The 25,511-nt window shown below is 72.1% G+C and carries 25 protein-coding genes; 20 read left to right on the top strand and 5 right to left on the bottom strand.

Features of this window, described 5'->3' with window-relative positions:
• The first annotated feature begins 16 nt into the window (after positions 1-16).
• The 3 genes from ACYQ77_RS21260 (at position 17) to ACYQ77_RS21270 (ending at position 2,643) form a co-directional block, all read left to right on the top strand.
• A complete protein-coding gene (locus tag ACYQ77_RS21260; RefSeq protein ID WP_459713850.1) occupies positions 17-1,402 on the top strand; it encodes a hypothetical protein in 1,386 nt (461 codons plus the stop codon).
• A gap of 72 nt (positions 1,403-1,474) precedes the next feature.
• On the top strand, positions 1,475-2,287 hold the full coding sequence (locus ACYQ77_RS21265) for an ESX secretion-associated protein EspG (RefSeq protein ID WP_459713852.1): 813 nt from the start codon (positions 1,475-1,477) through the stop codon (positions 2,285-2,287).
• Positions 2,288-2,310: 23 nt separating this feature from the next.
• Entirely contained in the window at positions 2,311-2,643 is a 333-nt protein-coding gene (locus ACYQ77_RS21270; RefSeq protein ID WP_459713992.1) for a sterol carrier family protein, read from the top strand.
• On the opposite strand, the gene ACYQ77_RS21275 is transcribed toward ACYQ77_RS21270, so the two are convergent.
• Positions 2,640-4,424 carry an alpha/beta hydrolase gene (locus ACYQ77_RS21275; protein ID WP_459713854.1) on the bottom strand — a complete coding sequence of 595 codons (1,785 nt, stop codon included), beginning with the start codon at positions 4,422-4,424 and terminating at the stop codon, positions 2,640-2,642. The genes ACYQ77_RS21270 and ACYQ77_RS21275 overlap by 4 nt on opposite strands.
• On the bottom strand, positions 4,411-4,710 hold the full coding sequence (locus tag ACYQ77_RS21280; protein ID WP_459713856.1) for a hypothetical protein: 300 nt from the start codon (positions 4,708-4,710) through the stop codon (positions 4,411-4,413). The genes ACYQ77_RS21275 and ACYQ77_RS21280 overlap by 14 nt, the downstream gene beginning before the upstream one ends.
• A 107-nt stretch (positions 4,711-4,817) precedes the next feature.
• On the opposite strand from ACYQ77_RS21280, the gene ACYQ77_RS21285 reads away from it, so the two are divergent.
• From ACYQ77_RS21285 to ACYQ77_RS21315, 7 genes are all read left to right on the top strand, one after another.
• Complete coding sequence (locus tag ACYQ77_RS21285; RefSeq protein ID WP_459713858.1) at positions 4,818-5,513, top strand: maleylpyruvate isomerase N-terminal domain-containing protein; 696 nt, start codon at positions 4,818-4,820, stop codon at positions 5,511-5,513.
• Between the two features lie 185 nt (positions 5,514-5,698).
• Positions 5,699-7,237 (top strand): amidophosphoribosyltransferase, encoded by a 1,539-nt coding sequence (purF, locus tag ACYQ77_RS21290; protein ID WP_459713860.1) that lies wholly within the window; start codon positions 5,699-5,701, stop codon positions 7,235-7,237.
• Between the two features lie 15 nt (positions 7,238-7,252).
• Positions 7,253-8,338 carry a phosphoribosylformylglycinamidine cyclo-ligase gene (purM, locus tag ACYQ77_RS21295; RefSeq protein ID WP_459713862.1) on the top strand — a complete coding sequence of 362 codons (1,086 nt, stop codon included), beginning with the start codon at positions 7,253-7,255 and terminating at the stop codon, positions 8,336-8,338.
• Positions 8,339-8,403: 65 nt separating this feature from the next.
• Positions 8,404-8,913 (top strand): SigE family RNA polymerase sigma factor, encoded by a 510-nt coding sequence (locus tag ACYQ77_RS21300; protein WP_459713994.1) that lies wholly within the window; start codon positions 8,404-8,406, stop codon positions 8,911-8,913.
• Positions 8,910-9,680 carry a hypothetical protein gene (locus ACYQ77_RS21305; protein ID WP_459713864.1) on the top strand — a complete coding sequence of 257 codons (771 nt, stop codon included), beginning with the start codon at positions 8,910-8,912 and terminating at the stop codon, positions 9,678-9,680. The genes ACYQ77_RS21300 and ACYQ77_RS21305 overlap by 4 nt, the downstream gene beginning before the upstream one ends.
• Positions 9,673-10,098 (top strand): alternative ribosome rescue aminoacyl-tRNA hydrolase ArfB, encoded by a 426-nt coding sequence (gene arfB / locus ACYQ77_RS21310; RefSeq protein ID WP_459713866.1) that lies wholly within the window; start codon positions 9,673-9,675, stop codon positions 10,096-10,098. The genes ACYQ77_RS21305 and arfB overlap by 8 nt, the downstream gene beginning before the upstream one ends.
• A 33-nt stretch (positions 10,099-10,131) precedes the next feature.
• The gene (locus ACYQ77_RS21315) at positions 10,132-11,268 is read left to right on the top strand and encodes an acyltransferase family protein (protein WP_459713868.1); all 1,137 of its coding nucleotides are present in this window, start codon (positions 10,132-10,134) and stop codon (positions 11,266-11,268) included.
• Here the strand turns inward: ACYQ77_RS21315 and ACYQ77_RS21320 are convergent.
• Entirely contained in the window at positions 11,162-11,821 is a 660-nt protein-coding gene (locus ACYQ77_RS21320; RefSeq protein ID WP_459713870.1) for a response regulator, read from the bottom strand. The genes ACYQ77_RS21315 and ACYQ77_RS21320 overlap by 107 nt on opposite strands.
• On the bottom strand, positions 11,818-13,446 hold the full coding sequence (locus tag ACYQ77_RS21325; RefSeq protein WP_459713997.1) for a sensor histidine kinase: 1,629 nt from the start codon (positions 13,444-13,446) through the stop codon (positions 11,818-11,820). The genes ACYQ77_RS21320 and ACYQ77_RS21325 overlap by 4 nt, the downstream gene beginning before the upstream one ends.
• Positions 13,447-13,482: 36 nt before the next feature.
• On the opposite strand from ACYQ77_RS21325, the gene ACYQ77_RS21330 reads away from it, so the two are divergent.
• The 4 genes from ACYQ77_RS21330 to ACYQ77_RS21345 all read left to right on the top strand — a co-directional run bounded on the left by ACYQ77_RS21330 (position 13,483) and on the right by ACYQ77_RS21345 (position 17,367).
• On the top strand, positions 13,483-14,466 hold the full coding sequence (locus ACYQ77_RS21330) for a Bug family tripartite tricarboxylate transporter substrate binding protein (RefSeq protein ID WP_459713872.1): 984 nt from the start codon (positions 13,483-13,485) through the stop codon (positions 14,464-14,466).
• Positions 14,463-14,963 (top strand): tripartite tricarboxylate transporter TctB family protein, encoded by a 501-nt coding sequence (locus ACYQ77_RS21335; RefSeq protein WP_459713874.1) that lies wholly within the window; start codon positions 14,463-14,465, stop codon positions 14,961-14,963. The genes ACYQ77_RS21330 and ACYQ77_RS21335 overlap by 4 nt, the downstream gene beginning before the upstream one ends.
• A gap of 52 nt (positions 14,964-15,015) precedes the next feature.
• Entirely contained in the window at positions 15,016-16,458 is a 1,443-nt protein-coding gene (locus tag ACYQ77_RS21340; protein ID WP_459713999.1) for a tripartite tricarboxylate transporter permease, read from the top strand.
• A 66-nt stretch (positions 16,459-16,524) separates the two neighbouring features.
• A complete protein-coding gene (locus ACYQ77_RS21345) occupies positions 16,525-17,367 on the top strand; it encodes an SGNH/GDSL hydrolase family protein (protein ID WP_459713876.1) in 843 nt (280 codons plus the stop codon).
• Between the two features lie 562 nt (positions 17,368-17,929).
• Here the strand turns inward: ACYQ77_RS21345 and ACYQ77_RS21350 are convergent.
• Positions 17,930-18,910, bottom strand: coding sequence for a LacI family DNA-binding transcriptional regulator (locus tag ACYQ77_RS21350; protein ID WP_459713877.1), 981 nt, complete (start codon positions 18,908-18,910; stop codon positions 17,930-17,932).
• Positions 18,911-18,987: 77 nt separating this feature from the next.
• Here ACYQ77_RS21350 and ACYQ77_RS21355 point away from each other — a divergent pair, with 77 nt between their 5' ends.
• Genes ACYQ77_RS21355 through iolD form a run of 6 tightly spaced genes read left to right on the top strand, consistent with a single transcriptional unit; the run spans position 18,988 to position 25,501 of the window.
• Positions 18,988-19,965, top strand: a complete 978-nt coding sequence (locus tag ACYQ77_RS21355) for a Gfo/Idh/MocA family protein (RefSeq protein WP_459713880.1) — start codon at positions 18,988-18,990, stop codon at positions 19,963-19,965.
• Complete coding sequence (locus ACYQ77_RS21360; protein ID WP_459713882.1) at positions 19,962-20,822, top strand: TIM barrel protein; 861 nt, start codon at positions 19,962-19,964, stop codon at positions 20,820-20,822. Before ACYQ77_RS21355 ends, ACYQ77_RS21360 begins: the two co-directional genes overlap by 4 nt.
• A 19-nt stretch (positions 20,823-20,841) precedes the next feature.
• Positions 20,842-21,840: a sugar ABC transporter substrate-binding protein gene (locus tag ACYQ77_RS21365; RefSeq protein ID WP_459713884.1), complete on the top strand. Its 999-nt coding sequence runs from the start codon at positions 20,842-20,844 to the stop codon at positions 21,838-21,840.
• Positions 21,837-22,871 carry an ABC transporter permease gene (locus ACYQ77_RS21370; RefSeq protein ID WP_459713885.1) on the top strand — a complete coding sequence of 345 codons (1,035 nt, stop codon included), beginning with the start codon at positions 21,837-21,839 and terminating at the stop codon, positions 22,869-22,871. The genes ACYQ77_RS21365 and ACYQ77_RS21370 overlap by 4 nt, the downstream gene beginning before the upstream one ends.
• Complete coding sequence (locus ACYQ77_RS21375) at positions 22,868-23,647, top strand: ATP-binding cassette domain-containing protein (protein ID WP_459713888.1); 780 nt, start codon at positions 22,868-22,870, stop codon at positions 23,645-23,647. Before ACYQ77_RS21370 ends, ACYQ77_RS21375 begins: the two co-directional genes overlap by 4 nt.
• Complete coding sequence (iolD, locus tag ACYQ77_RS21380) at positions 23,648-25,501, top strand: 3D-(3,5/4)-trihydroxycyclohexane-1,2-dione acylhydrolase (decyclizing) (protein WP_459713890.1); 1,854 nt, start codon at positions 23,648-23,650, stop codon at positions 25,499-25,501.
• The last annotated feature ends 10 nt before the right edge of the window (positions 25,502-25,511 follow it).

The raw sequence follows: 25,511 nt of genomic DNA on the forward strand, positions 1-25,511 counted from the left end.
TTTGTGAGGGAATCCCATGGGTTACCGCTGGCGGGGCTTCGAGCACCCCGAGCTCTACAAGATGATCAACGCAGGTCCTGGTGCCAAGGCGTCGGACCCGCAGATCGAGTACTGGAAGTCGCTGTCCCAGGAGCTCGCCGAGGTCGACCAGGACCTCAACACCAGGCTGTCGCAGCTCGGCTCCCGCTGGGAGGGCAAGGCGGCCGAGTCCGCCACCACCGGCCTCACCCCGCTCGCGGAGTGGGCGGGTGACGCCGAGAGCGGCTCGGACGTCATGCGGGTGTCCGCGGAGAACCAGGGCGAGTACATCGCCGACGCGCGCGCCAAGATGCCGGAGCCGGTCGAGGTGACCACGCAGGCGCCGTCCACCTGGGACAAGATCGCGGCGGGCGCCGCCGCGGCGACCGGCAACCTCGGCCCGGCCGCGGACGTCGCCGCGCAGGCCGCCGACCACGAGGCGCAGGAGGCCGCGCAGAGCGAGGCCGAGCAGCGTGCCGTCGAGACCATGACCACCTACGAGTCGAGCGCCACCTGGAACCGGGAGACCCTCGGCACGTTCGTCCCGCCGCCGGACGTCGTGGTGTCCACGCCCGCCCCGCAGGGCGGCGGCACCGCGTCCGCGGTGTACGTGAACAGCACCACGCGGTCCGTCCGGCCCGCCGACGACTCCGGCAGCGGCAGCGGCACGAAGAAGCCGCCGACCGTCCAGCAGCAGCCCGCGCCGGGCACCCCGCAGATCACCCCTGGTGGTCCCGGCTCGCCGTTGCCGGGTGGCAACGGCGGCAGCCCCGGCGGGTACGTGCCCAGCACCCCGGACGTGCAGTCGCCGCCCGCGGGCACCACGCCGTCGAACGTGTTCACACCGCCGACGACCGTGCCCGGCAACCAGTTCCCGCTCCCGAGCCCCGCCCCGGCGCCGGGTCCGAACCCGAGCCCGTTGCCGCCGGGGCAGCAGTACTTCCCCGGCACCGGTCCGTTCCTGCCCGGTCAGGGCGGCGGCGGCGAGAACGCGGGCGACATCGCCCGGCGTGCGCTGCCGCTGCGGCCGGGGCTGCCCGGTGAGGCCGGTCCGTTCGGTCGTCCCGGCGGGCCCGGTGGTCCCGGCGGTTTCCCGGGTGGTCCCGGTGCGGTGGACGGCGAGCGCATGCCGTCGCAGCTCGGTCGCGGTGGCGCACTGGGCGCCGGCGTGCCGGGCGAGGGCGGCGTGGTCCGCAACGGGCCGGGTGCCGCCGGTGCGGCGGGCGGCCGGGGCGCGGGCGGTGTGCACGGCCCCGCGGGCGCCGGTGGCCGCCGCGCGGACGGCGAGGACGACGACGAGCACTACGCGCCGGACTACCTGCTGGAGAGCGACGACGTGTTCGGTGACGACCGCAGGGTCGCGCCGACCGTGATCGGCGAGTAACGGACGGTGCCACCTGGGCGGGGAGTCGTCGCGACGGCTCCCCGCTCTCGTCTTCCTGGGTAAGGTTGCGCTGTGACCAGCACCTTCTCGATCGGTGACCGGGAGACCGCGCCGATCACGTTGTCGGCACTCGAGTTCGACGTGCTGTGGGAGCACCTGCGGCTGGGTGCGCTGCCGCTCGTGGTGAAGGTGCCGTCACCGGGCAAGACGTACGAGGAGCGCGCCGAGATCGAGACCCGGGTGTGGGCGGACCTGGAGGCCCGGGGGCTCGGCAGGCCGGTCGACGTGAACCCGGACATCGCCGAGCTGCTGACCGTGCTGGCCAGGCCGGAACGCGAGGTCGACGTGCGTGCCTACGTGGGCCGCAACGTCCGCGTGCTCGCCGCGTCGGCCGGGGAGACCGCCGCGATCTGCGAGCTGTCGGAGGGGTCGGTGACGTTGCGGTCGGCGTCCGCGAGCGGGCTGCCGTCCGCCGCGCTGAGCGTGCTGCCCGCCCGCGCCGCCGGGCCGGGCCAGTCGGTGACGTTGCGGACCGAGGACTTCGAGGCGGCGGCGAACAGCGCGGGCGGCACCCGTGAGGGCTTCAGCCACGCGTTGCTCTCCGGCGGTCTGCGTTCGGACGACGCCACCGCGCTCGCCGAGATGATCAAGGACGTCGAACACCTGGGGAACTTCGGGGCCGCCGCGCGCGACCGCCTCGGGCGGCGCCGCCGCGCCGAGCGGGTGGTGTCGTTCTTCGACACCGAGGACGGCCGGTACGTGCAGGTCAGGCGGCCCGCGGACGACGGGACGCTGTGGACCACCATCTCCCCGGCCGACATCCGCAAGCTCACCCACCACGTGACCGAGCTGCTCGACGAGGTCGTGGCCGAGGCCGAGCGGTGAGTGCACCGGTCGACCCGCGGGAGATGCGGGACGCGGTGGCCGCCGTGCTGCCGTGGGACGCCCCGGCCCGGCCCGCGCTCGCGAAGGCCGTGCGGCTGAGCCTGCGGACCCTGGCGCAGGTGGCGCCGGGCCGCAGCGTCGAGGTGCGGGTGCCGCCGTTCGCGGCCGTGCAGTGCGTGACCGGGCCGCGGCACACCCGTGGCACGCCGCCGAACGTGATCGAGATGGACGCCCGCACCTGGCTGGAGCTGGCGGCCGGGAGTCTGACGTGGACGGACGCGGTCGCGGCCGGGAGGGTCGACGCGTCCGGGAGCCGCGCGGACCTCTCCGCGCTGCTCCCGATCGTGCGCCTCTAGAAGATCCGGCCCAGCGTGTTGTCGTAGACGGACTTCCCGGCCTCCACGAGATCGCCCGCGCCGCCGAGGAGCACGTCGCCGACGTCGTTCAGCAGCTCCCGGCCGGTGTCCTTGAGCTCGTCCCAGGCCCCGTCCCAGTCGCCGCGCAGCGCGTCGCCGCCCGCGTCCCACAGGCCGTCGCCGACGTCGCCCACCAGCTCACCGGCGGAGTTGGTCTCCGGCGTGCCGTGGGTGACCGCGTCGTAGTCGCCGGTCGAGATGTGCGCGAGGTTCTGCAGGGACTGGTCGGAGTAGTAGGAGCTGTGCGCGTGCAGCACGTTGTCCTCGCCGGGCACCGCGAACTGGTTGGCGCCGAACTGCTCGTCGTACGGGCCGACCGCCGTGCCGTCCGCCGTGAACCAGCTGCCGGACGTGGCCTGGACGATCGGGTCGTGCTCCGACGCGCCCGCCCACACGTGCCCGGCGCCGGGCGACAGCTGGTCCACACCGGACGCGCCGACGCCGGGTGAGCCGATGAACGCGATGTCGTCGGCGGCAAGGCCGTTCATGGCCGCGTAGCCGACGGCCGTGCTGCCGTAGCTGTGCCCGATCACCGTGACGTGCTGCGGGTTCTCGGCGGCCGCGCGGTAACCGTCCACATCGGCCTTCAGCAGCTCGCCGCCCTGGATCGCGTTGTCGGGGCTCGCCACCGTGGTGTCCCAGGTCGGCGCGTCGTAGCCGAGCCACGCGATCGTGGCGTTGCCGCCCTGGCCCGCCTGGTCCATGGCACCGCGCAACGCCTGCGCCTCGCCGTTGGGGAAGGCGTTCTCCAGCGTCGCGGTGGTGCCGGGCACGACGACCGCGACGTTGTCCGCCCGGTCCGGGTTGCCGTAGGCGATGGCGAGCGTGCCCTCCTGCTTGCCGGGCCCGACCGGGTCGTAGGACAGGACGTAGGTGTCGTAGCCCGACTGCCGGGCCTCCGCCACCCGTTCGCTCGCCGCGGTCGCGTTGTCCAGCCACCGGTTGACGTCCTGGCGCTGGTCGAGCAGGTCCGCCAGCCGCGGGTCGGCGCGCAGCGCGCCCTCGTCGGACGGGTCGATGCCCAGCTCCGCCGCCCGCGCGGTGATCTGGTTCGTCAGGTCCGTGTTCGCCGAGGAGAACCTCGTCACGTCCGCTTCGATGCGGTGGTTGTTGGCCTCGTTCAGCACCTCGGCTGGCAGGCCGCGCAGCCGGCCCAGCGCCTCGAACTGCGTGGCCAGCAGCTCGGCCTGCGCCTGCTCCGGCAGCGACTTCCACCATGCGGCCACCTGGCGCGGGTCCGTGCCGGGCGGCGGGACGGTGGCGCCCGACGCCGTGGTCGGCGCGCCGCTCGCACCGCCGGTCGCGGCGGCGAACGCGGGCCGGATGCCGCGCAGCGCACCCGCGTACGACCGCAGCACCTCTTCGTAGCTGCCCTGCAGGCGCGACAGGACCGCCGCCGCCTGCGTGTCCGGGATGCTGCCTGCCCGGTACGCCTGGATGGTCTGGTCCGCGGCCGACCGCATGCGGCCGTACGCCGTCGCCGCCGCCTCGACCACGGACATCGCGTCGGTCAGCCGTCCCGCGGCCGCGGTCACCGCCTCCCTGGACGTGGTCACGCGGGCGTCGAACGCCTGCGCCGCCACCCCCGACCACTCCCGCACCGGCGTGAACTCGATGCCGGTGAGCAGGGACTTCGCCGTGCCGAGGGGTTCGAGGACGGCGAGGATCCGGCCGGTGTCGCCGCTGGCGAGCCGCGCGTACAGCTGCTCAGGGTCGGCCATAGGGGAACACGTCCTTCCGGGTGTACTCGTCCGCGTTCTCGACCAGCCCGTCGCCCGCGTCGTTCACCCAGGCCGCGCCTCGTCTCAGGTCGTCGCCGTGTTCGCCGACGAACTCGGCGAACGCCGACGCCAGTTCGTACGCCGCCTCCACCTCGCCGAGCGCCGCGGGCACCAGCTGCGCCACCGACAACCGCGCGGCCGCTTGATCAACAGCTGCCGCGCCCGTGTAGAACCCACCCGACGCGGCGCGCAACGCCGCGGGATCAACCTCATAACCGTCGGCCACGGAAGTGACCGTAACCCGGGGACGATGGGCATAGGGTGGTTCGACCAACACTCTGTGCGTACGGAAAGGACGAGAACAACGTGTGGACGGCCCGTAGGTGGACCGGTGTGTTCGCGCAGCAGGCGGGTCTGTTCCGCACCGCGATCGCCACGGGTGACCAGGCGGCGGACGTGCCGTCGTGCCCCGGCTGGACGTTCGCGGACCTGACCGTGCACGTGGCGCGGTTCCTGCACACGGCGACCCGCTACCTGACGAGCGGCTCGATCGTGGAGCTGAAGCCGCTGCCGGTGCGCAGGGACGTCGACCCGGTCGTCTACCTGGACGAACAGCTCGCGGCGGCGACGCAGGTGCTCAACAACACCTCCGGCAACCGTCCGGTGTGGACGTTCTCGCCCTCGGCGCCGGACCTCGCGTGGGTGTGGCACCGGCGGGTCGCGCACGAGCTGAACCTGCGCCGCTGGGACGCGCAGGCCGCGCTCCGCACCCTCACCCCGACCGACCGCGAGCAGGCCGCGGACGCGATCGACGAGCTGCTCGGCACGCTGCTCGCCGCGCGACTGCGCGGTGACTCCCCGCCGCGGTACCGGGGCACGGCGGTCGTGTCCTGCACCGACGGCCCGCAGGCCTGGTTCGTCCGGCTCGTGCCCGGCGAGGTGCCCGAGGTGCGGTCCGCCGACCGGAACGAGAAGGCCGACGCGCGACTGTCCAATCGCACCGCGAACGTCCTCTACCAGTTGCGCGGCCGGATGCAGCTCACCGGTGAGGGTGATCCCACCGTGTTGAAGGCGCTCCGGATGAGCTGAGCACGGTGTCCGATTTGGTCGCTGCGCTCCTCCGCTCAACCGCCGTCTGCCCTCGTCACGTGCTCGGCGCCGCGCGCCTGCGCGCGCTCCTCAGTCCGGACGGCTGCCGCGCCGTCGCTCCGCTCCCCCCGGGCACGACCTACACTGGGAAACACCTGACGCCGTTCAAGCGGGGAGTGCTCTCGGTGGTCACCGATCCGACCGTCACTGACCAGACCGACCGACCGGAACCAGAACCCCGAGAAGAATGCGGTGTGTTCGGGGTGTGGGCGAAGGGCGAGGAGGTCGCCAAGCTCACCTACTTCGGCCTCTACGCGCTGCAGCACCGGGGACAGGAGGCCGCGGGCATCTCGGTGTCCGACGGCGAGAAGATCGTCGTGTTCAAGGACCTCGGGCTCGTCTCGCAGGTGTTCGACGAGCAGGTGCTCGTCTCGCTGCAGGGGCACATCGCCGTCGGCCACTGCCGCTACTCCACCACCGGGTCCACGACCTGGGAGAACGCGCAGCCGACGTTCCGCACCACCGCCACCGGCAGCGGCCTGTCGCTCGGCCACAACGGCAACCTCGTCAACACGGCCGAGCTGCTCGACCGGGCCCGTGCGCTGGGCCTCGCCATGAACGGGACCAACGCCACCGGCGCCACCACCGACTCCGACCTGCTGACCGGGCTGCTCGCCGCGTCGGCCGCGGACATCGGGGTCGAGCAGGCCGCCATGAACCTGCTGCCCACCGTGAAGGGCGCGTTCTGCCTGGTCTTCGCGGACGAGTCGACGCTGTACGCGGCCCGCGACCCGCACGGCGTGCGCCCGCTCGTGCTCGGGCGGCTCGAGCGGGGCTGGGTCGTCGCGTCCGAGACCGCCGCGCTCGACATCGTCGGCGCGTCGTTCGTGCGCGAGGTCGAGCCGGGTGAGCTGCTCGCCATCGACGAGCACGGGCTGCGGTCCTCGCGGTTCGCGAACCCCGAGCCCAAGGGCTGCGTGTTCGAGTACGTCTACCTGGCCCGCCCGGACACCACGATCGCGGGCCGGGGCGTGCACGCGGCGCGCGTGGACATCGGCCGCAGGCTCGCCGAGGAGGCGCCGGTCGAGGCCGACCTGGTCATCCCGGTGCCGGAGTCCGGCACCCCGGCCGCCATCGGCTACGCGCAGGGCTCGGGCATCTCCTACGGGTCCGGCCTGGTCAAGAACGCGTACGTGGGCCGGACGTTCATCCAGCCCTCGCAGACCATCCGCCAGCTGGGCATCCGGCTGAAGCTGAACCCGCTGCGCGACGTGATCCGCGGCAAGCGCCTGGTCGTGGTGGACGACTCGATCGTGCGCGGCAACACCCAGCGCGCGCTGGTCCGCATGCTGCGCGAGGCGGGCGCGGTCGAGGTGCACGTCCGGATCGCGTCGCCGCCGGTGCGCTGGCCCTGCTTCTACGGCATCGACTTCGCCTCGCGTGCGGAACTCGTCGCGAACGGCCTCGACCTCGACGGGATCCGCCGTTCGATCGGCGCGGACTCGCTGGGTTACGTGTCGCTCGACGGCCTGGTCGCCGCGAGCGAACAGCCGCGCAGCAGGCTCTGCACCGCCTGCTTCGACGGCGACTACCCGATCCCGATCCCCGAGGAGGACCGGATCGGCAAGCACCTCCTGGAGAGCGTCGAGCGCGGGGTCGCGGGGTCCGCCGCCCCTGTCGTACCGGCGGGGTACGGTGCCTCGGACGCACTCCAGCGCCCCTGACCCGAACCCGGAGCCATGACCGAGACCAGCGCGACCCCCGACTCCCCGCACGCCACCTACGCGGCGGCGGGGGTGAACATCGAGGCAGGCGAGGAGGCGGTCGAGCAGCTCAAGCCGTTCGCCGAGAAGGCGACACGGCCGGAGGTGCTCGGCGGCATCGGCGGCTTCGCCGGGCTGTTCAAGCTCAAGCTGGACCGCTGGAAGGAGCCGGTACTCGCCTCGTCCACCGACGGCGTCGGCACCAAGATCGCGGTGGCCCAGGCGCTGGACGTGCACGACACGGTCGGCATCGACCTGGTCGCCATGGTCGTCGACGACCTGGTGGTGTGCGGGGCCGAGCCGCTGTTCCTGCAGGACTACATCGCGGTCGGCACGGTCGTGCCGGAGCGGATCGCGGCGCTGGTCAAGGGCATCTCGGAGGGCTGTGTACAGGCGGGCTGCGCGCTGCTCGGCGGTGAGACCGCGGAGCACCCCGGCCTCATGGCCGACGGAGCGTACGACCTGTCCGCCACCGGCGTCGGTGTGGTCGAGGCCGACCAGGTGCTCGGCCCGGAGCGGGTCCGGCCCGGGGACGTGCTGATCGCCATGGGCTCCTCCGGCCTGCACTCCAACGGGTACTCGCTGGCCAGGCACGTGCTGCTGGAGATCGGCCGGATGCCGCTGGAGGGCCAGGTCGAGGAGTTCGGCCGCACGCTCGGCGAGGAGCTGCTGGAGCCGACCCGCATCTACGCCAAGGACTGCCTGGCCGCGGCCGCCGAGGCCGACGTGCGCACGTTCGCGCACATCACCGGCGGTGGCATGGCCGCGAACGTGGCCCGCGTGATCCCGAAGGGCCTCTCGGCGCGGCTGGACCGCGGCACGTGGACGCCCGCGCCGGTGTTCTCCATGATCGCCCAGCGCGGCCGCGTCGAGCGGGCCGAGATGGAGAAGACGTTCAACATGGGTGTCGGCATGGTGGCCGTGGTGGCCGCCGACGACGCCGACCGGGTGATGGCCGTGCTCACGGCGCGGCACGTGCCCGCGTGGGTGCTCGGCGAGATCGCCCCGGCAGGCGACGACGGGGTGCGCGCCGAGCTGGTGGGCAACCACCCCAGGTTCTAGAAGCAACCGTTTCCGGCGCGCCGCCGTACCACCGGACGAGGATCGAGAGGAAAGCAACGGGCGTGCTGGCCGACCGCGACGCGGAGTTCGGGGAGTTCCTCGACAGCCGGGCAGCCGTCATGCGCCGGACCGCGTACCTGTTGTGCGGGGGTGACTGGCATCGCGCGGAGGACTTGGTGCAGGAAACGCTGACGAAGATCTACGTCGCCTGGCCCCGCATCCGCCGGGACGGCAGCGTCGACGCCTACTCCCGCAAGACCATGGTGCGGGCGGCGATCGACCAGTCCCGCCGCGCGTACCGCAGGCGTGAGTCGGTCGTCGAGGAGCTGCCCGAGGTCTCCGCCACCCCGCCCGCCGGCGTCGAGGACGCGGTGGACGTGCGGCGGGCCCTCGCCCAGCTGCCCGCGGGCCAGCGGGCCGTGGTGGTGCTGCGGTACTGGGAGGACCTGTCCGTCACCGAGACAGCGCAGGCGCTGGGCAAGAGCGAGGGCACGGTCAAGAGCCAGGCCGCGAAGGGCCTGGCCGCGCTGCGGCGGCTGCTCGGCACGGACGACCTGACCGAGGGGGTGCCGTGACCGACATCAAGGACCTCCTGTCCACGGCGATCGGCGACGACGAGCCCCCCATCGGCATCGACCGCGACGAGGTGTTCCGCGCCGGGCGGCAGCGGGTGCGCAGGCGCCGCGCGCTGGCCGCGGGCGGTGTCATGGCGGCGGTCGTCGCCGCGGTCGTGGGTGCCACCGTCCTCACCGACTTCGTCCAGACACCCCCGGAGGAGGTGCCGGCCGCCGAGGCGCCGCCCGCCCCGCCGGGCCCCGACCTGCCGCTGCCGATGAGCACGACGGTGATCGCGCCCCCGAACTCTGAGCAGCACGTGGCCGGGCTGACGGCCAAGCTCTACCACTCGGGGCTGTTGACGGTGGACATGGCGCGGCCGTGGCCGGGCCGGTCGGGTCCGCCGGGGTTCCGCGTCGAGAACGGCGAGTACCGGTACGAGGCCGACATCACCCGTTCGGGCCGGGTGGGCAGGCTGGAGGTGACGGTCGCCGCCGCGCCACCGAACAGCGCGGCGTCGTGTGCCGACCTCGGCGAGAAGTACGACAGCTGCACGGTCGCGCCCGGGTACGGGCAGCCGGTCGTGCAGGCGACGTGGAAGAACGCCGAGGGGGAACGGCGCAACCTGGTGGTGACCGTGCTGCCCGGTGGCACGAAGGTCGCCGCGCTGGTCAGCAACCTCTCCCGGCGCGACGCGGACCTGGGCAAGCCCGTGAGCGGCGGGACGACGCCGCTGGACGCGGGCGAACTGACGACGTTGGTCACGAAGTCGGGGTTCAGTGTCTGACCTGGAGGTTTCGCACGGTTTCGTGATCCCGGCGGCCGAGCTGCGGGAGCGGTTCTCGCGGTCGTCCGGTCCGGGCGGGCAGGGCGTGAACACGACGGACAGCCGGGTCGAGCTGTCGTGGGACGTGGCGGGTTCGCCGTCGGTGCCGGAATGGTTGCGGGACCGGCTCGTCGCCCGCCTCGGACGCCGCCTCGCCGGTGGCGTCCTGACCGTCGCCGTCAGCACGCAGCGGGCGCAGCTGGCCAACCGGGCGGAGGCCCGTGAACGGCTGGCGTCCATCCTGCGTGCCGCCGCCGCGCCGCCACCACCGAAGCGGAAGGCGACCAAGCCGTCGCGGGGCGCCAAGGAACGCAGGCTGGCGGAGAAGCGCCGCCGGTCGGAGACGAAACGGGGGCGGCGGGTCCGGCCGGACGAGTGAAACCGGCCCCGGCCGTCCTACGTGTGAAAGGGCATGACGGTCGACGCGCGGGCGGAGACCGCGGTCCGGCCGCGGCTCGAGGTGCTCGACGGCCTGCGGTTCGTGGCGGCGCTGGCGGTGGTGGCGTACCACTTCACCACCATGGACCGGGTGTGGGGCAGGCGCACCGACACGATCTTCCCCGACCAGACCGCCGCGTACGGCTGGCTCGGCGTGTACCTGTTCTTCCTGATCAGCGGCTTCGTCATCGGCATGAGCAGCTGGGGCCGCGGCCCTGGCGCGTTCCTGTGGTCGCGGGCCGAGCGCCTGTACCCGGCGTACTGGCTGTCCGTCGTGGCCATCGCGGTGGTCGCCGGGACGTTCGCGTGGGACACCGTGCTGGTCAACCTCACCATGTTCCAGGAGCCGCTCGGGTCGCCGCCGGTCGCGCAGGTGTACTGGACGTTGTGGGCGGAGCTGCGGTTCTACCTGCTGTTCCTGCTGGTCGTGTGGCGGGGGCTGACGTACCGGCGGGTGGTCGGGTTCTGCGTGGTGTGGCTCGCCGCGGTGACCGCGGTGAAGGCGTTCGTGGCCGACGGCACGCTGCTCCACGTCGTGCTGGTGACGGACTACGCGCCGATGTTCACCGGCGGGATCGCGTGCCACCTGATGTACCGGTTCCGGCCGGCACCCGTGACGTGGGCGATCGTGGTGGCGTCGTTCCTGCTCTCCGTGCCCGCGGCGCTGTACCGCACGGGGCTCGAGTCCTACCCCGGCGAGGAGCCGCCCGCCACGTGGCCCGCGATCCTGCTGCTGGCGGTCTGTTTCGCGGTGGTGCTGACGGTGGCGCTCGGCGGGTTGCGCTGGGTGCGGGGCCGCTGGCTGGTGGTCCTCGGCGCGACGTCCTACCCGCTGTACCTGCTGCACACCGACCTCGGCGGGCCGCTGCTGCGCCGGTGGCAGTGGACGGTGCCGCCGCCGTTGCTGGTGGTCGTGGTGTCGGGCGCGATGGTCCTGCTCGCGTGGCTGGTGCACCGGTACGTCGAACGACCGCTCCAGGCTCGTCTGCGTGCCTTCCGTTCGGTCAGGTCAGCCAGTAGTAGCGGCGTTCCGGGCGGCCGGTGCCGTAGCGGAGGCGGACCTCGGCCTGGCCGGTGGACACGAAGTGCTCGAGGTAGCGGCGGGCACTGACGCGGGAGATGTCCGTGCGTGCCGCGCACTCCGCCGCCGACACGTCGGCCGCCGACCGCAGGACCTCCTCGACCAGTGTCGCCGTCTCGCCGCTCAGGCCCTTCGGCAGCGCGCCTGCGCCGGACGGGCGGCCGCCGAACACCTGGTCCACATCGGACTGTCCGGCCTGCGACATGGCGCTCAGTTTCCGGTGCAGTGACGCGAAGTGCCGCAGCTGGTCGTACAGCGCGGCGTAGGTGAACGGCTTGATCAGGTAGTGCAGCACGCCGCCGCGCATGGCGGCCCGCACCGTCTCCACGTCGTTCGCCGCGCTGATCACGATCACGTCCGTGTCCGCGACCGTGCGCAGCTCCCGCAGCACCGACACGCCGTCGCGGTCGGGGAGGTAGATGTCCAGCAGCACCAGGTCCGGGCGCAGGTCCGCGACGGCCGCCAGCGCGTCGGCGCCCGTGTGGGCCACGCCGACCACCTCGAAGCCGGGCGTTCTGCCGACATATCCACTGTGGACCTTCGCGACCATGAAGTCGTCGTCCACCACCAGGACGCGGATCATGCGTGTACTCCAAGCCGTGCCGTGAACACCGCGCCGGACACCTCGACCGAACCGCCCCTGCGGCGGCACGTCTGCCTCGTCAGCGCGAGGCCGAGGCCGCGCTGCCCGCCTTCCTCGGCGGCCTTCGTGGTGAAGCCGCGGGTGAAGATCTCCTCGGCGAGGTCCGGCGCCACACCGGGCCCGGAGTCGGTGACCACCACGAGCACCTCGTCGTCGGTGTGCGTCAGGCCCACCTCGATCCAGCCGTTGCCGGGCAGCGCGTCGATCGCGTTGTCGACCAGGTTGCCCAGCACGGTGACCAGGTCCGCCGACAGCGACTCGTCGACCTCGCCGAGGTGGCTGCCCGGCGTCAGCCGCAGGCCGACGTTGCGCTCGGCCGCCACGCTGGCCTTCGCGATCAGCAGCGCGGCCACCGCGGAGTCGCCGACGCGTTCGCTCACCTCGGTGTGCCATGCCTCGCGGGTGTGGCTGACGCGGTCCACGTACCGGCGGACCTCGTCGTACTCGCCCAGCTCGATCAGCCCGGTGATGGTGTGCAGCCGGTTGGTGAACTCGTGCGCCTGCGCGCGCAACGCGTCGGTCGTGGAGCGGTTCGCGGCCAGTTCCTGTTGCAGCGTCACGAACTCCGTGCGGTCCCGCAGCGTCACCACCGAGCCGACCGCGGTGTCCCGGGACGAGATCGGCATCCGGTTCATGATCAGCACCCGGCCGCGCCGCAGCACGATCTGGTCGTTGCCCTCGACGCGGCCGGTGAGCACGTCGACGAGCCGGTCGTTCAGGTCGAGCTCGTGCACCGAGGCGCCGACGACGTCCTCCGGCAGCGACAGCAGCCGCCGCGCCTGGTCGTTGACCAGCGTGATGCGGTCCGCGGTGTCGAGGCCGACGACACCTTCGCGGATGCCGTGCAGCATGGCCTCGCGGTGCTCGACGAGGCCCGCGATCTCGCGTGGCTCCAGCCCGAACGTCTGCCGCTTCACCCGGCCCGCCAGCAGGAACGAGCCGACCACGCCGACCACGAGCGCGAGGCCGAGGATGGTCAGCGCCTCGCCGGGCGAGCTGACGATGCCCTCCAGGAACGTCGGGGTCGCCACGCCCGCGGCCACGACGCCGACCACCGTGCCCTGGTCGCTCATCACCGGCACGTGTGCGACGAGCGAGTCGCCGATGGTGCCCACCCAGGAGCGGCCCTGCCGGATCATGGAGTCGCCGACCGGCAGCTTCGTGCCGAGTTCGTCCGGGTTCTGCGAGGTCAGGATCGTCAGGTCCGGGCGGGCGATGGTCACGTACCCGGCGCCGGAGAGGTTGCGCGCACTGGTCGCGAAGGGCGGCAGCTGGTGGTAGCGCAGCGGGTCGGCGAGCGCCTCCCGCACGGTCAGCTGCGCCGCCACGTCCTCGGCGACCGACAGCACCCGGCGGCCCTCCACGTCCTCGAACGTCTTGTTGGACTGGATCGCGGAGAACGAGGCGACGGCCGCGAGCAGCGCGACGACGATCAGCAGCTGCCAGCCGAGCAGCTGCCGCGACAGCGGGCCGCGATCAGCCGTGACGACCTCCCTCGTGACCACAACGACCACAACGACCGCTGTGCGACTAAAGACGACAAGACGGTAACCCGGCGGCACCATGAGCACGCAAACACGACGAGCAGAGAGGCTCGCCTCATGCGTGCGAAACCCTGGACCGCGGCACTGGCCGCGCTCGCGGCGGTTCTGCTGATACCGCCGCTGATCTCCTCCGGCGCGGACGACGACGCCGGTGGCCAGGTCCGCGGCCTGCGGATCCTCGTGCCGAACACCCCGGGCGGCGGCTACGACATCACCGCCAGGACCGCCGCCAAGTCGGTGGAGGACGCCGGGCTCACCCGCAACGTCGAGGTGTTCAACCTGCCCGGCGCGGGCGGCACGGTCGGCCTCGGCCGTCTGGTCAACGAGGCGGGCAACGACAAGCTGGTCATGTCGATGGGCCTCGGCGTGGTCGGCAGTGTCCACACGAACCACTCGCCGTCGTCGCTGCAGGACACCACGCCGATCGCGAAGCTCATCGAGGAACCGGACATCGTGGTGGTGGCGAAGGACTCGCCGTACCAGGACGTCCAGCAGCTGATCGACGCGTGGCAGGCCGACCCGGGCGCGGTGCCGGTCGGCGGCGGGTCGTCACCCGGCGGTCCCGACCACCTCGCCCCGATGCTGTTCGCCAAGGCCATCGGGCTCGCACCGAAGGACGTGCGGTACGTGTCCTACGACGGCGGCGGGGAGCTGCTCGCGTCGGTGCTGGGCGGCAAGATCGCGTTCGGCGTCTCGGGGGTCGGCGAGTACCGCGACCAGATCGAGTCCGGTGACCTGCGGGTGCTCGCGGTGACCAGCGCGGAACGCGTCGACGGGCTGGACGCGCCGACGCTGAAGGAGTCCGGTGTGGACGTCGACTTCACGAACTGGCGCGGGATCGTCGCGCCACCGGGCATCTCGCAGAACGACACGGACCGGCTCGTGCGCCTGTTCACCGACCTGCAGGACACCCCGCAGTGGCAGGACGCGCTGGAGCGCAACGGGTGGACGCCCGCGTTCCAGCCGGGCGAGGAGTTCGGCGAGTTCCTGGCCGAGGAGAACGACCGGGTCGCCGGGGTGCTGACGGAGCTGGGGCTATGACCGCGACCTCGCTCCGGCAGGACCGCTCCGAGCTGGGCATCTGCGCGTTGCTCGCGGTGCTCGGCGTGCTGGTGCTGGTCGACGCGATCAACATCCCGACCGACTTCGCGCAGCGCGGGCCGGTCGGACCGAAGGCCGTGCCGGTGGTCGTCGGCGTGCTGCTGCTGGTGGTCGCCGTGCTGCTGGCACGGGACGTGCTGCGTGGCGGCCGCGGCGAGGCGGAGGGCGGCGAGGATGTCGACCTGTCCGCGCCGAGCGACTGGCGCACGGTGCTGTTGCTGTCGGCGGCGTTCCTCGCGAACGCGGCGCTGATCGGCGTCGTCGGGTTCCCCATCTCCGGCGCGATCCTGTTCTGGGGCGCGGCGTACGCGCTGGGGTCGCGGGCGTTCGTGCGTGACCCGTTGATCGCGGCGGCCATGTCGATCGTGACGTTCGTGCTGTTCGACCGCCTGCTGGGGGTGCCGTTGCCCGGCGGCCCGCTGATGGAGGTGTTCTGACGTGGACTCCTTGACACAGCTGATCGACGGGTTCGGCACCGCGCTCACGCCCATGCACCTGCTGCTGGCGGCCGTCGGCGTGCTGCTGGGCACGTTCATCGGCGTCCTGCCGGGCATCGGCCCGGCCATGGCGGTCGCGTTGCTGCTGCCCGTGACGTACGGGCTCGACCCGACCGCCGCGTTCATCATGTTCGCCGGCATCTACTACGGCGGCATGTTCGGTGGTTCCACCACGTCGATCCTGCTGAACACGCCGGGGGAGAGCGCGGCGGTGGTGACGGCCATCGAGGGCAACCAGATGGCGAAGCGCGGGCGCGGGTCGCAAGCGCTTGCCGCCGCGGCGATCGGGCACTTCGCCGGCGCGATGATCGGCACGATCGGCATCGTGCTGCTGGCCCCGTTCATCGCCGCGCACGCGGTCGACATCGGCGCGCCGGACTACTTCGCGATCATGATCCTGGCGTTCATCGGCGTCACGTCGGTGCTCGGCAAGTCGCGGATCCGCGGCTTCGCGTCACTGCTGATCGGTCTCACCATCGGTCTCGTCGGCCTGGACGAGATGACCGGCCAGTCCCGCCTGACGTTCGGGTCGCTGGAACTCGCCGACGGCATCGACGTCGTCATCGTCGCGGTCGGGTTGTTCGCGGTCGGCGAGTCGCTGTGGATCGCGTCGCGGCTGCGGCACGGCGGCGACGAGCCGATCCCGGTCGGCAGGCCGTGGCTGGGCCGCGAGGACCTGAAGCGCACGTGGAAGCCGTGGCTGCGCGGCCCGGTGATCGGCTTCCCGTTCGGCGCCATCCCGGCCGGTGGCGCGGAGATCCCGACGTTCCTGTCGTACGTCGCGGAGAAGCGGCTGTCGAAGCACCGCGACGAGTTCGGGTCGGGCGCCATCGAGGGCGTCGCGGGCCCGGAGTCGACGGCGTCCGCGTCGGCGTCGGGCACGCTGGTCACGATGCTGACGCTGGGCCTGCCGACGACCGCGACGGCGGCCGTGATGCTGGCGGCGTTCCAGCAGTACGGCATCCAGCCGGGCCCGCTGCTGTTCGAGCGCGAGGCGGACCTGGTGTGGGGCCTGATCGCGTCGCTGTTCGTCGGGACCGTGTTGTTGCTGGTCCTGAACCTGCCGCTGGCGCCGGTGTGGGCGAAGCTGCTGAAGATCCCGCGGCCGTACCTGTACGCGGGGATCCTCTTCTTCGCGTCGGTCGGGGCGTACGCGGTGAGCGGCCAGGTGGTGGACCTGATCGTGTTGTTCGTGATCGGCGTGCTCGGCTTCGCGATGCGCCGGTTCGGGTTGCCGATCCTGCCCGCGGTGATCGGCGTGATCCTCGGCCCGGCGGCGGAACAGCAGATGCGCAGGGCACTGCAGATCTCCGACGGTTCGCTGACGGGCCTGGTGAACACGACGTTCTCCGTGGTCGTGTACGTCATCGTGCTGGTGGTACTGGCGTGGCCGCTCGTCCGCCGGTTCACCCGCACACGGCAGCCGGTTGGGTGATTTACATCTTCGGCAGGGAACCTGACACTGTTTCACGTCCGGTTCCCTGCCCGGAGGTCAACGACGATGCGCCGGCTGGTCCTGCTCGTGTTCCCCGTTCTACTGGCTCTGTCGATACCGGGGGTGGCGTCCGCGGCCCCGGCGAAATACGTCGCGCTGGGCGACTCGGCGGCGTCCGGCCCGCTGATCCCGCTGCCGGACCTGTCGATGCCGGGCTGCTTCCGCTCCACGGCGAACTACCCGAAGCTGGCCGCGGCGCAGCTCGGGCTCGCCATCACGGACGTGACCTGCTCGGGCGCCGACACGAACGACATGTTCAACCCGCAGGAGACCGACCTGGGCACGGCGCCCCCGCAGCTCGACGCGCTGACCGCCGACACGTCGGTGGTGACGCTGCAGATCGGCGGCAACGACGCGGGCCTGGTCGGGTTGGCGGAGTCGTGCCTGAACGTGTGGCCGGAGTGGCTGTCGGGCGACTCGTGCGCCGACGAGTACACCGCGGGCGGCCGTGACGTGTACGGCGAGCGCGTGGCGGCGGTCCGCCCCCGCGTCGACGCCGTGCTCGCGGCGATCCACCAGCGCTCCCCGAACGCGAGGGTGTTCGTGGTGGGTTACACGACGTACCTGCCCCCGAACGGCTGCTACCCGCGCGTGCAGGTGTGGCCCCGCGACGCGAACTACATCCAGGCCAAGATCGACCAGCTGAACCAGGTCCTGGCCGACGCGTCGGCGGCAGGCGGTGCGACCTATGTGGACATTCGCACGCCGGGCATCGGCAAGGACGTGTGCAAGTCGGCGTCGGTGCGCTGGACGGAACCGTTCGTCCCGGAGAACGTGGCGGCACCCCTGCACCCGAACGCGACCGGCATGAAGGGCATGGCAGCGGTGGTAGCGGCGGCGATCGGGTAGCGGCTCGGCCGCCGGCCCCCGATTTCCAGCCTACGGCAAACCACCGACAACCAACCGGCGACGACGGCGGGTTGTCCACAGGTGGGCACGTTGTCCACAGCGCGCCCCACCACCGCCCGGATTGTCGGTGGTCGCCGTTACGCTGGATTCCGGGGGCCGGAGGCTGTCGGTGTCCACGGTGGGCGGGGTTGTCCACAACTTCGCCCGCAGCGCCCGGGATTGTCGGTCCACGCCACTACGCTGGATTCCGGGGGCCGGAGGCCGTCGGCGTCCACAGTGCTCGGCGTTGTCCACAGCTCCGCCCGGCGCGGCAGGGATTGTCGGTGCTGGCCGTTACGCTGGATTTCGGGGGCCGGAGGCCGTCCCTGTCCACAGTGGCCGGGGTTGTCCACTGCTCAGCCCGCAGCGGCCGGGATTGTCGGTGGTCGCCACTACGCTGGATTCCGGGGCCGGAGGCCGTCTGTGTCCACGGTGCTCGGTGTTGTCCACAGCTCCGCCCGCAGCGCCCAAAAATGTCGGTGCTCACCGCTAAGCTGGATTCCGGGGCCGGAGGCCGCCCGGATCATGGCGGCGGCCCCGTGGTGGCGCGAACCACCAACGTCGGCCGCACCACCAGCCGCGCGGGCGACGTCCGTTCCCCGCGCACCCGCGCGATCAACGCGGATGCCGCCAGCCGCCCCATCTCCTCGCGCGGCTGGTCGATCGTCGTGAGCCCGATGTGCCGCAACCCCGCCAGCCACGTGTTGTCGTACCCCACCACCGACACGTCCTCCGGCACCCGCAACCCGGCCTCGCCGAGCGCCGACAACACCCCCACCGCGTTGAGGTCGTTCGCGGCGAGAACCGCCGTGAACGGCTGCCGGAGCGCGCGCACCGCCGCCGCGCCCGCGGCTTCCGTGTACTCGCCATGAACCACCCGCGGCACCAGCCCGTGCCGCGCCATGGCGACCCGGTACCCCGTCCGCCGCGGCGCCGACTGCGATCCCGAACCGCCGTCGATGTGCACGATCTCCCGGTGCCCCAACGCCACCAGGTGGTCCACGGCCAGCGCGGACCCCGCGCGGCCGTCGTCGTTCACGGTGTCCACAGTGGACAAGCGGGACGACCGGGAGACCAGCACCAGCGGGATGTCCGCCGCCGCGGTGATCGCCGCCGACGGGACCACCGGGCCCAGCAGCGCGAGGCCCGCGGGCCGGAACGACTGCAACGACCGCAGCGCCTGCTGTTCCCGCGACGGGCTCCGCCCACCGGTGTTGATCACCAGCTCGAACCCGGCCGCGCGGGCCGCCGCGTCCAGACCGTCGACGACCTCCGCCCAGAACGGGTTGTGCAGGTCCGACACCATCACGCCCAGCACGTGCGACGTCCGCGACGCCAGCGAACGCGCCATGGCGTGCGGCGAGTACCCCAGCTCGGCCGCTGCCTCGAGCACCGCCGTGCGCCGGGTCGCGCTCACCTTCGGCGAGCCGCGCATCACCAGCGACACCAGCGCCCGGGACACACCCGCCCGCGCCGCGACGTCTTCCATCGTGGGCCGGGCCAACGCCGGGACCTCCTTGACACGACTGTGACGGCCATTACAGGATAGGCGAATTAGAGCGCTCCAACGCAAGGAGCAGTATGCGAATCGGGGTCGCAGGAGTCGGGCGGATCGGGACCATGCACGCGGCGAACCTGTCCGCGTTGTCCCAGGTCAGCGAGGTTGTGCTCTACGACCCGGTCGCCGGGCGGGCCGAACAGGCCGCCACGCTGCCGAAGTCCCGCGCGGTGCCGCGGCTCCAGGACCTCCTCGACGAGTGTGACGGGGTCCTCGTCGCCACCCCGACCGACACGCACCCGGCCCTGGTCCGTGCCTGCCTCGCCGCGCACACCCCGGTGCTGTGCGAGAAACCCGTCGCCGCCGACCTCGACGCGATGTCCGCGCTGGTCAACGAGATCGAGCACGCCGAGGTGCCCGTGCTCGTCGGTTTCCAGCGCCGCTTCGACCCGGCGATGACCGACCTGCACCGCCGCATCGCGGCGGGCGAGCTCGGCGCGATCTACCACGTCCGCGCCACCGGCTTCGACGCCCAGCCACCGGACTTCTCCTACCTGCCCGGCTCCGGCGGCATCTTCCGGGACCTGCTCATCCACGACCTCGACGCCGTGCCGTGGCTCGTCGGCGAGCCGGTCGTCGAGGTGTACGCGTCCGGCTCGGTCCTCGTCGACGACGCGTTCGCGGCCGCCGACGACGTGGACAACGCCGTGGTGCTGCTGAAGTTCGCGGGCGGCGCGCACGCCGTGCTCACCGCCGGGCGGCACGACCCGCTCGGCTACGACCACCGCATCGAGGTGCTCGGCGCACGGGACTCCGTCGCGGTCGGGCTCGACGACCGCACACCGCTGAACGGCACGGCGGACGCCTACTCCGGCTTCCCCGACCGGTTCCGCCACGCCTACCGCAACGAGATGCGGGTGTTCACCGACGTCGTCGCGGGCCGCGCGGAGAACCCGTCGCCCGCCCGCGACAGCCTCGTCAGCCTCCGGCTCGCCGAGGCGTGTGAACAGTCGCGCCGCACCGGGAAACCAGTGCGGACTCACCAGTGGAGCACAGCATGACGAAGGTCGCCGCGGCGCCGATCTCCTGGGGCGTCTGCGAAGTGCCGGGCTGGGGGCGGGTGCTGCCGCCGGAGACGGTGCTGGGCGAGATGGCCGCGCTCGGCATCACCGCGACCGAACTGGGCCCGCCGGGGTACCTGCCCGCCGCCGCGCCGGACCTCGTCGCGTCGCTGCGCGCGCACGGGCTCGGGCTGGTGGGCGGGTTCTTCGCCACCCCGCTGCACCACGGGTCCACTGTGGACGAGGCGGCGGCGGTGGCGGAACTGCTGGCCACGGCCGGCGCCGACGTGCTGGTCCTCGCCGCGGCCACCGGTCTCGACGGCTACGACGAGCGGCCCGCCCTGTCGGACCGGGAATGGGCGACGCTGGTCGACACCGCCGGGCAGATCGCGGAACGCGCCGCGGCCGTCGGGGTACGGACCGTGCTGCACCCGCACGTCGGCACGCACGTCGAGACGTACGCCGAGGTCGAGCGGTTCGTGCACGACTCGGACCTGCTGCTGTGCGTCGACACCGGGCACCTGCTGATCGGCGGCACCGACCCGGTCGACCTCGTGCGCCGCCACCCGAGCCGGGTCGGGCACGTGCACCTCAAGGACGTGCGCGAGGACCTCGCCGAGCGGGTGCGCACCGGCGCCACCACGTACACCCAGGCCGTCAAGGACGGCATCTACGTGCCGCTGGGCGCGGGGGACGTCGATCTCGCCGCCATGCTGAAGCTGTTGCGGGACAACGACTACGACGGCTGGTACGTGTTGGAGCAGGACACGGCCTTGCCAGACGACACCGCGAGCGACACGCTTCCCCGTGCGCACGCGAAGCAGAGCTTGGATCATCTGGCACGACTCATGGCCTAGAAACGGAGACAAGACAACGATGTCGACGACCTCCGCCCGGGCACGACGAGCGTTATGGGTGGCCGCCGCGGCCTTCCTGCTCGCCGCGTGCACCGGGCCGTCAGCGGACACCGGTCCGGAGGCACCGAAACAGGACAGCGGAGGCGTGGACACCACCGCGCCACTGGACTTCGCCGTGATCACGCACGGGAGCGAGGGCGACGCCTTCTGGAGCGTCGTGCAGAACGGCGCCCAGGACGCGGCCCGCGACCTCGGCGTGAAGGTCAGCTACCTCGCCGACGGCGACGCGGGCGCCCAGGCCAAGCTCATCGACAACGCCGTGGCGCAGGGGAAGACCGGCCTGGTCGTGTCGATGGCGAACCCGGACGCGCTCAAGTCGTCGATCGAGGCCGCCGTCCGCGCGGGCATCCCGGTGATCACGATCAACTCCGGCGCCGACCGCAGCACCGAGTTCGGCGCGCTCGCGCACGTCGGGCAGGACGAGACGGTCGCGGGTGAGGCCGCGGGCAAGCGCCTCAAGGACGAGGGCAAGACCAAGGTCCTGTGCGTGATCCACGAGGCGGGCAACTCCGGCCTCAACGACCGCTGTGACGGTGCCAAGCGGGGGTTCGGCGGGAACGTCACGAACCTGCAGGTCGACATCGCGAACCCGACCGACGCGGAGGCCCGCATCCGCGGCGCGCTGCAGACCGACTCGTCGATCGACGGCGTGCTGACGCTGAACTCGCAGGTCGCCGACCGTGCGGTCGCGGCGGCGGACGCGGCGGGCTCGTCGGCCGAGGTCGCCACGTTCGACCTCAACACCGACGTCGTGAAGTCGATCCAGGACGGCCGGATCCTGTTCGCCGTCGACCAGCAGCAGTACCAGCAGGGCTACCTGCCGATCGTGATGCTGAAGCTGTACCGCGAGAACGGCAACACCCTCGGCGGCGGGCAGCCGGTGTTCACCGGGCCCGGGTTCGTCGACAAGTCGAACGCCGACCAGGTCGAGACCTACACCGAGCGGGGGACGCGATGACCGCCACGACCGTCGACGAGCGGGTCGCGCAGAACCACCTCGCGCAGCGGCTGGTGGTCCGGCCCGAGATCGGCGCGCTTCTGGGCGCGCTGGTGGTGTTCCTGTTCTTCTCGATCGTGACCGAGAAGTTCCTGACCATGGGCGGCGTCGCCACCTGGCTGGACGACTCGGCGACGCTGGGGATCATGGCGGTCGCGGTGGCGCTGCTGATGATCGGCGGCGAGTTCGACCTGTCCGCCGGCGTGATGACCGCGTCGACCGCGCTGGTCACGGCCATCTTCGCCACGCAGGTCGGGCTGAACGTGTGGCTCGCGCTGCTGCTGTCGCTGATCTTCGCGCTGGGTGTCGGCGCGCTGAACGGGTGGCTCGTGGTGCGGACCGGGCTGCCGAGCTTCATCGTCACGCTCGGTACCTTCCTCGCCCTGCAAGGCCTAAACCTGGGTGTCACCCGGTTGGTGACGAACAGCGTGCAGGTCTCCGGGATGCGCAGGGCCGACGGCTACGAGTCGACCGGGTTCGTGTTCGCGTCCACGTTCCAGATCGGCGACACGTCGTTCCGGATCTCGATCATCTGGTGGCTCGGGTTCGCCGCGCTCGCCGCGTACGTGCTGGTGCGCACGAAGTTCGGCAACTGGATCTTCGCGGTCGGCGGCTCGGCGCCCAGCGCGCGGGCGGTCGGCGTGCCGGTGGCGCGGACGAAGGTCCTGCTGTTCATGACGACCGCGGCCGCCGCCTGGCTGGTCGGGTCGATCAACATCCTGCGCTACACGACCGCGCAGGCCAACGAGGGCATCGGCCTGGAGTTCCAGTACATCATCGCGGCGGTGATCGGCGGGTGCCTGCTGACCGGCGGGTTCGGGTCGGCCATCGGCGCCGCGATCGGCGCGCTGATCTTCGGCATGGCCCGGCAGGGCATCGTGTTCGCGAACTGGAACTCCGACTGGTTCATGCTCTTCCTCGGCATCATGCTGCTCGGCGCGGTGCTGGTGAACAACACCTTCCGGCGGCGAGCAGAGAGGGTCCGGCGATGACCGCGCTCATCGAGGCCGACGGGATCGGCAAGAACTACGGCAGTGTGCTCGCGCTGCGGGACGTGTCCACAGTGGTCAACGCGGGTGAGGTCACCTGCGTGCTCGGCGACAACGGGGCAGGCAAGTCGACGCTCATCAAGGTGCTGGCGGGGGTGCACCAGCACGACCGAGGGCAGCTCGTGGTGAACGGCACGCCGACCCGGTTCACCTCGCCACGCGACGCGCTCGACGCCGGGATCGCGACCGTCTACCAGGACCTCGCGGTGGTGCCGCTGATGTCGGTGTGGCGGAACTTCTTCCTCGGCTCGGAGCCGACGGTCGGCGCCGGGCCGTTCCAGCGGCTCGACCGCAAGCGCGGCAGGCAGATCGCGCGGGACGCGCTCGCGGACCTGGGCATCGACCTGCGGGACGTGGAGCAGCCGGTCGGCACGCTGTCCGGCGGCGAGCGGCAGTGCGTGGCGATCGCGCGTGCCATCCACTTCGGCGCGAAGGTGCTGATCCTCGACGAGCCGACCGCCGCGCTCGGCGTGAAGCAGTCCGGGATGGTGCTGCGGTACGTGGCGCAGGCGCGGGACCGCGGGCTGGGGATCGTGCTGGTCACCCACAACCCGCACCACGCGTACCCGGTCGGCAACCGGTTCCTGCTGCTCAAGCGCGGGGCGAGCCTCGGCTCGATGGAGAAGTCGGAGATCACCATCGACGAGCTGACCCGCCAGATGGCCGGCGGCGCCGAACTGGAGGCCCTGGAACACGAGTTGCGGGAGGTATCGAGCTAGATGCGCGTGACAGAGCGGCTGACGACGGCTCAGGCTCTGGTTCGCTGGCTGTCGGCCCAGCGGACCGAGCTGATGGACGGGACCGAGGCGCCGCTCTTCGCGGGCGTGTTCGCGATCTTCGGGCACGGGAACGTGCTCGGCCTGGGCACCGCCCTCGCCGAGCACGACCTCCCGGTGTGGCGCGGGCAGAACGAGCAGGGCATGGCGCTCGCCGCCGTCGGTCTGGCGAAGGCCACCCATCGGCGGCAGGTCGGCGTCGCCACGTCGTCGATCGGCCCCGGCGCGTTGAACATGGTCACCGCGGCCGGAGTCGCGCACGCCAACCGCCTGCCGCTGCTGCTCCTTCCGGGCGACACGTTCGTCAACCGGGCGCCGGACCCCGTACTGCAACAGGTGGAGCACTTCGGCGACGGCACGGCGACCGTCAACGACGCGTTTCGTGCCGTCAGCCGCTACTTCGACCGCATCACGCGGCCGGAACAGCTGCTGTCGGCGCTGCCGCAGGTCGCCAGGGTGCTCACCGACCCGGCCGACTGCGGACCGGTCACGCTCGCGCTGCCGCAGGACGTGCAGGCGGAGGCGTTCGACTTCCCGTCGTCGCTGTTCGACCCGGTCGTGCACCGGCCGCAGCGCCCGAGGGCGGACCAGCGGACGTTGTCGCACGCGTCGAACCTGCTGAGGGCGAGCCGCCGCCCGCTCATGGTGCTCGGCGGTGGCGTCCGGTACTCGGGTGCCGGCCGGGTGGCGCTGGCGTTCGCGGAGCGCCACGGTGTGCCGGTCACGGAGACCACAGCGGGCCGCACCCTGGTGCCGCACGACCACCCGCTGTACACGGGCCCGCTCGGCATCACCGGCTCGGCGTCGGCGAACGCCATGGCGGCGGACGCCGACCTCGTGCTCGCGGTGGGCACCCGCCTGCAGGACTTCACGACCGCGTCCTGGTCGGTGTTCTCCCCGGACGTGCGCTTGGTGAGCATCAACACAGCCCGCTTCGACGCGGTCAAGCACGGCGGTCTCGCGGTGGTCGGCGACGCCCGCGAGACGCTCGGCGAGCTGGACGTCGACCCGTGGCCGGTCGACCGGAACTGGACCACGAGGGCGTTCGTCGAGCGCTCCCGCTGGGACGACTACATCACCGGGCTGCGGGCGCCCTCTGCCGGTCTGCCGACGTACGCGCAGGTGGTGGGGGTCGTGAACGACGCGGCCGAGCCCGGCGACTACGTGATGACCGCGTCCGGTGGCCTGCCCGGCGAGCTGATCGGCGGCTGGCGCGCGTCCCACCCCGGCATGGACGTCGAGTACGGCTTCTCATGCATGGGGTACGAGCTGGCCGGTGCGTGGGGTGCGGCCATCGCCACCACGGACGGTGTCGTGACCACCCTGCTCGGCGACGGCTCGTACCTGATGCTCAACTCGGAGCTGTACTCGGCCGCGTTCGCCGGGCACGGGTTCGTGGCCGTGGTCTGCGACAACGACGGCTACGCCGTCATCGACCGGTTGCAGAGGGGGAACGGCGGGTCGGCGTTCAACAACATGTACGCCGACTGCCGCTCACCTCATGCGCAACCGCCCAGGGTGGACTTCGCGTCACACGCCGCAGCACTGGGCTGCGCCGTGCTCACGGTCGACAAGCTCGACGGCCTCGCCGCCGCGTACGCACAGGCCCGCACGCACGCGCGGGCAGGTACCCCCGCGGTCGTGGTGATCCGCACGCATCCTTCGTCATGGACGGACGCCGGTGCCTGGTGGGAGGTGGGCGTGCCGGAGGTCTCGACCAGGGCCGAGATCGCCGACGCGCGAGCGGTGTCGGACAAGGCCAAGAGCAGCCAGGTCCGCTACCTCACACATCCCTGAGGCGCGCGAC

The organism is Actinophytocola sp. KF-1 (assembly GCF_054661535.1).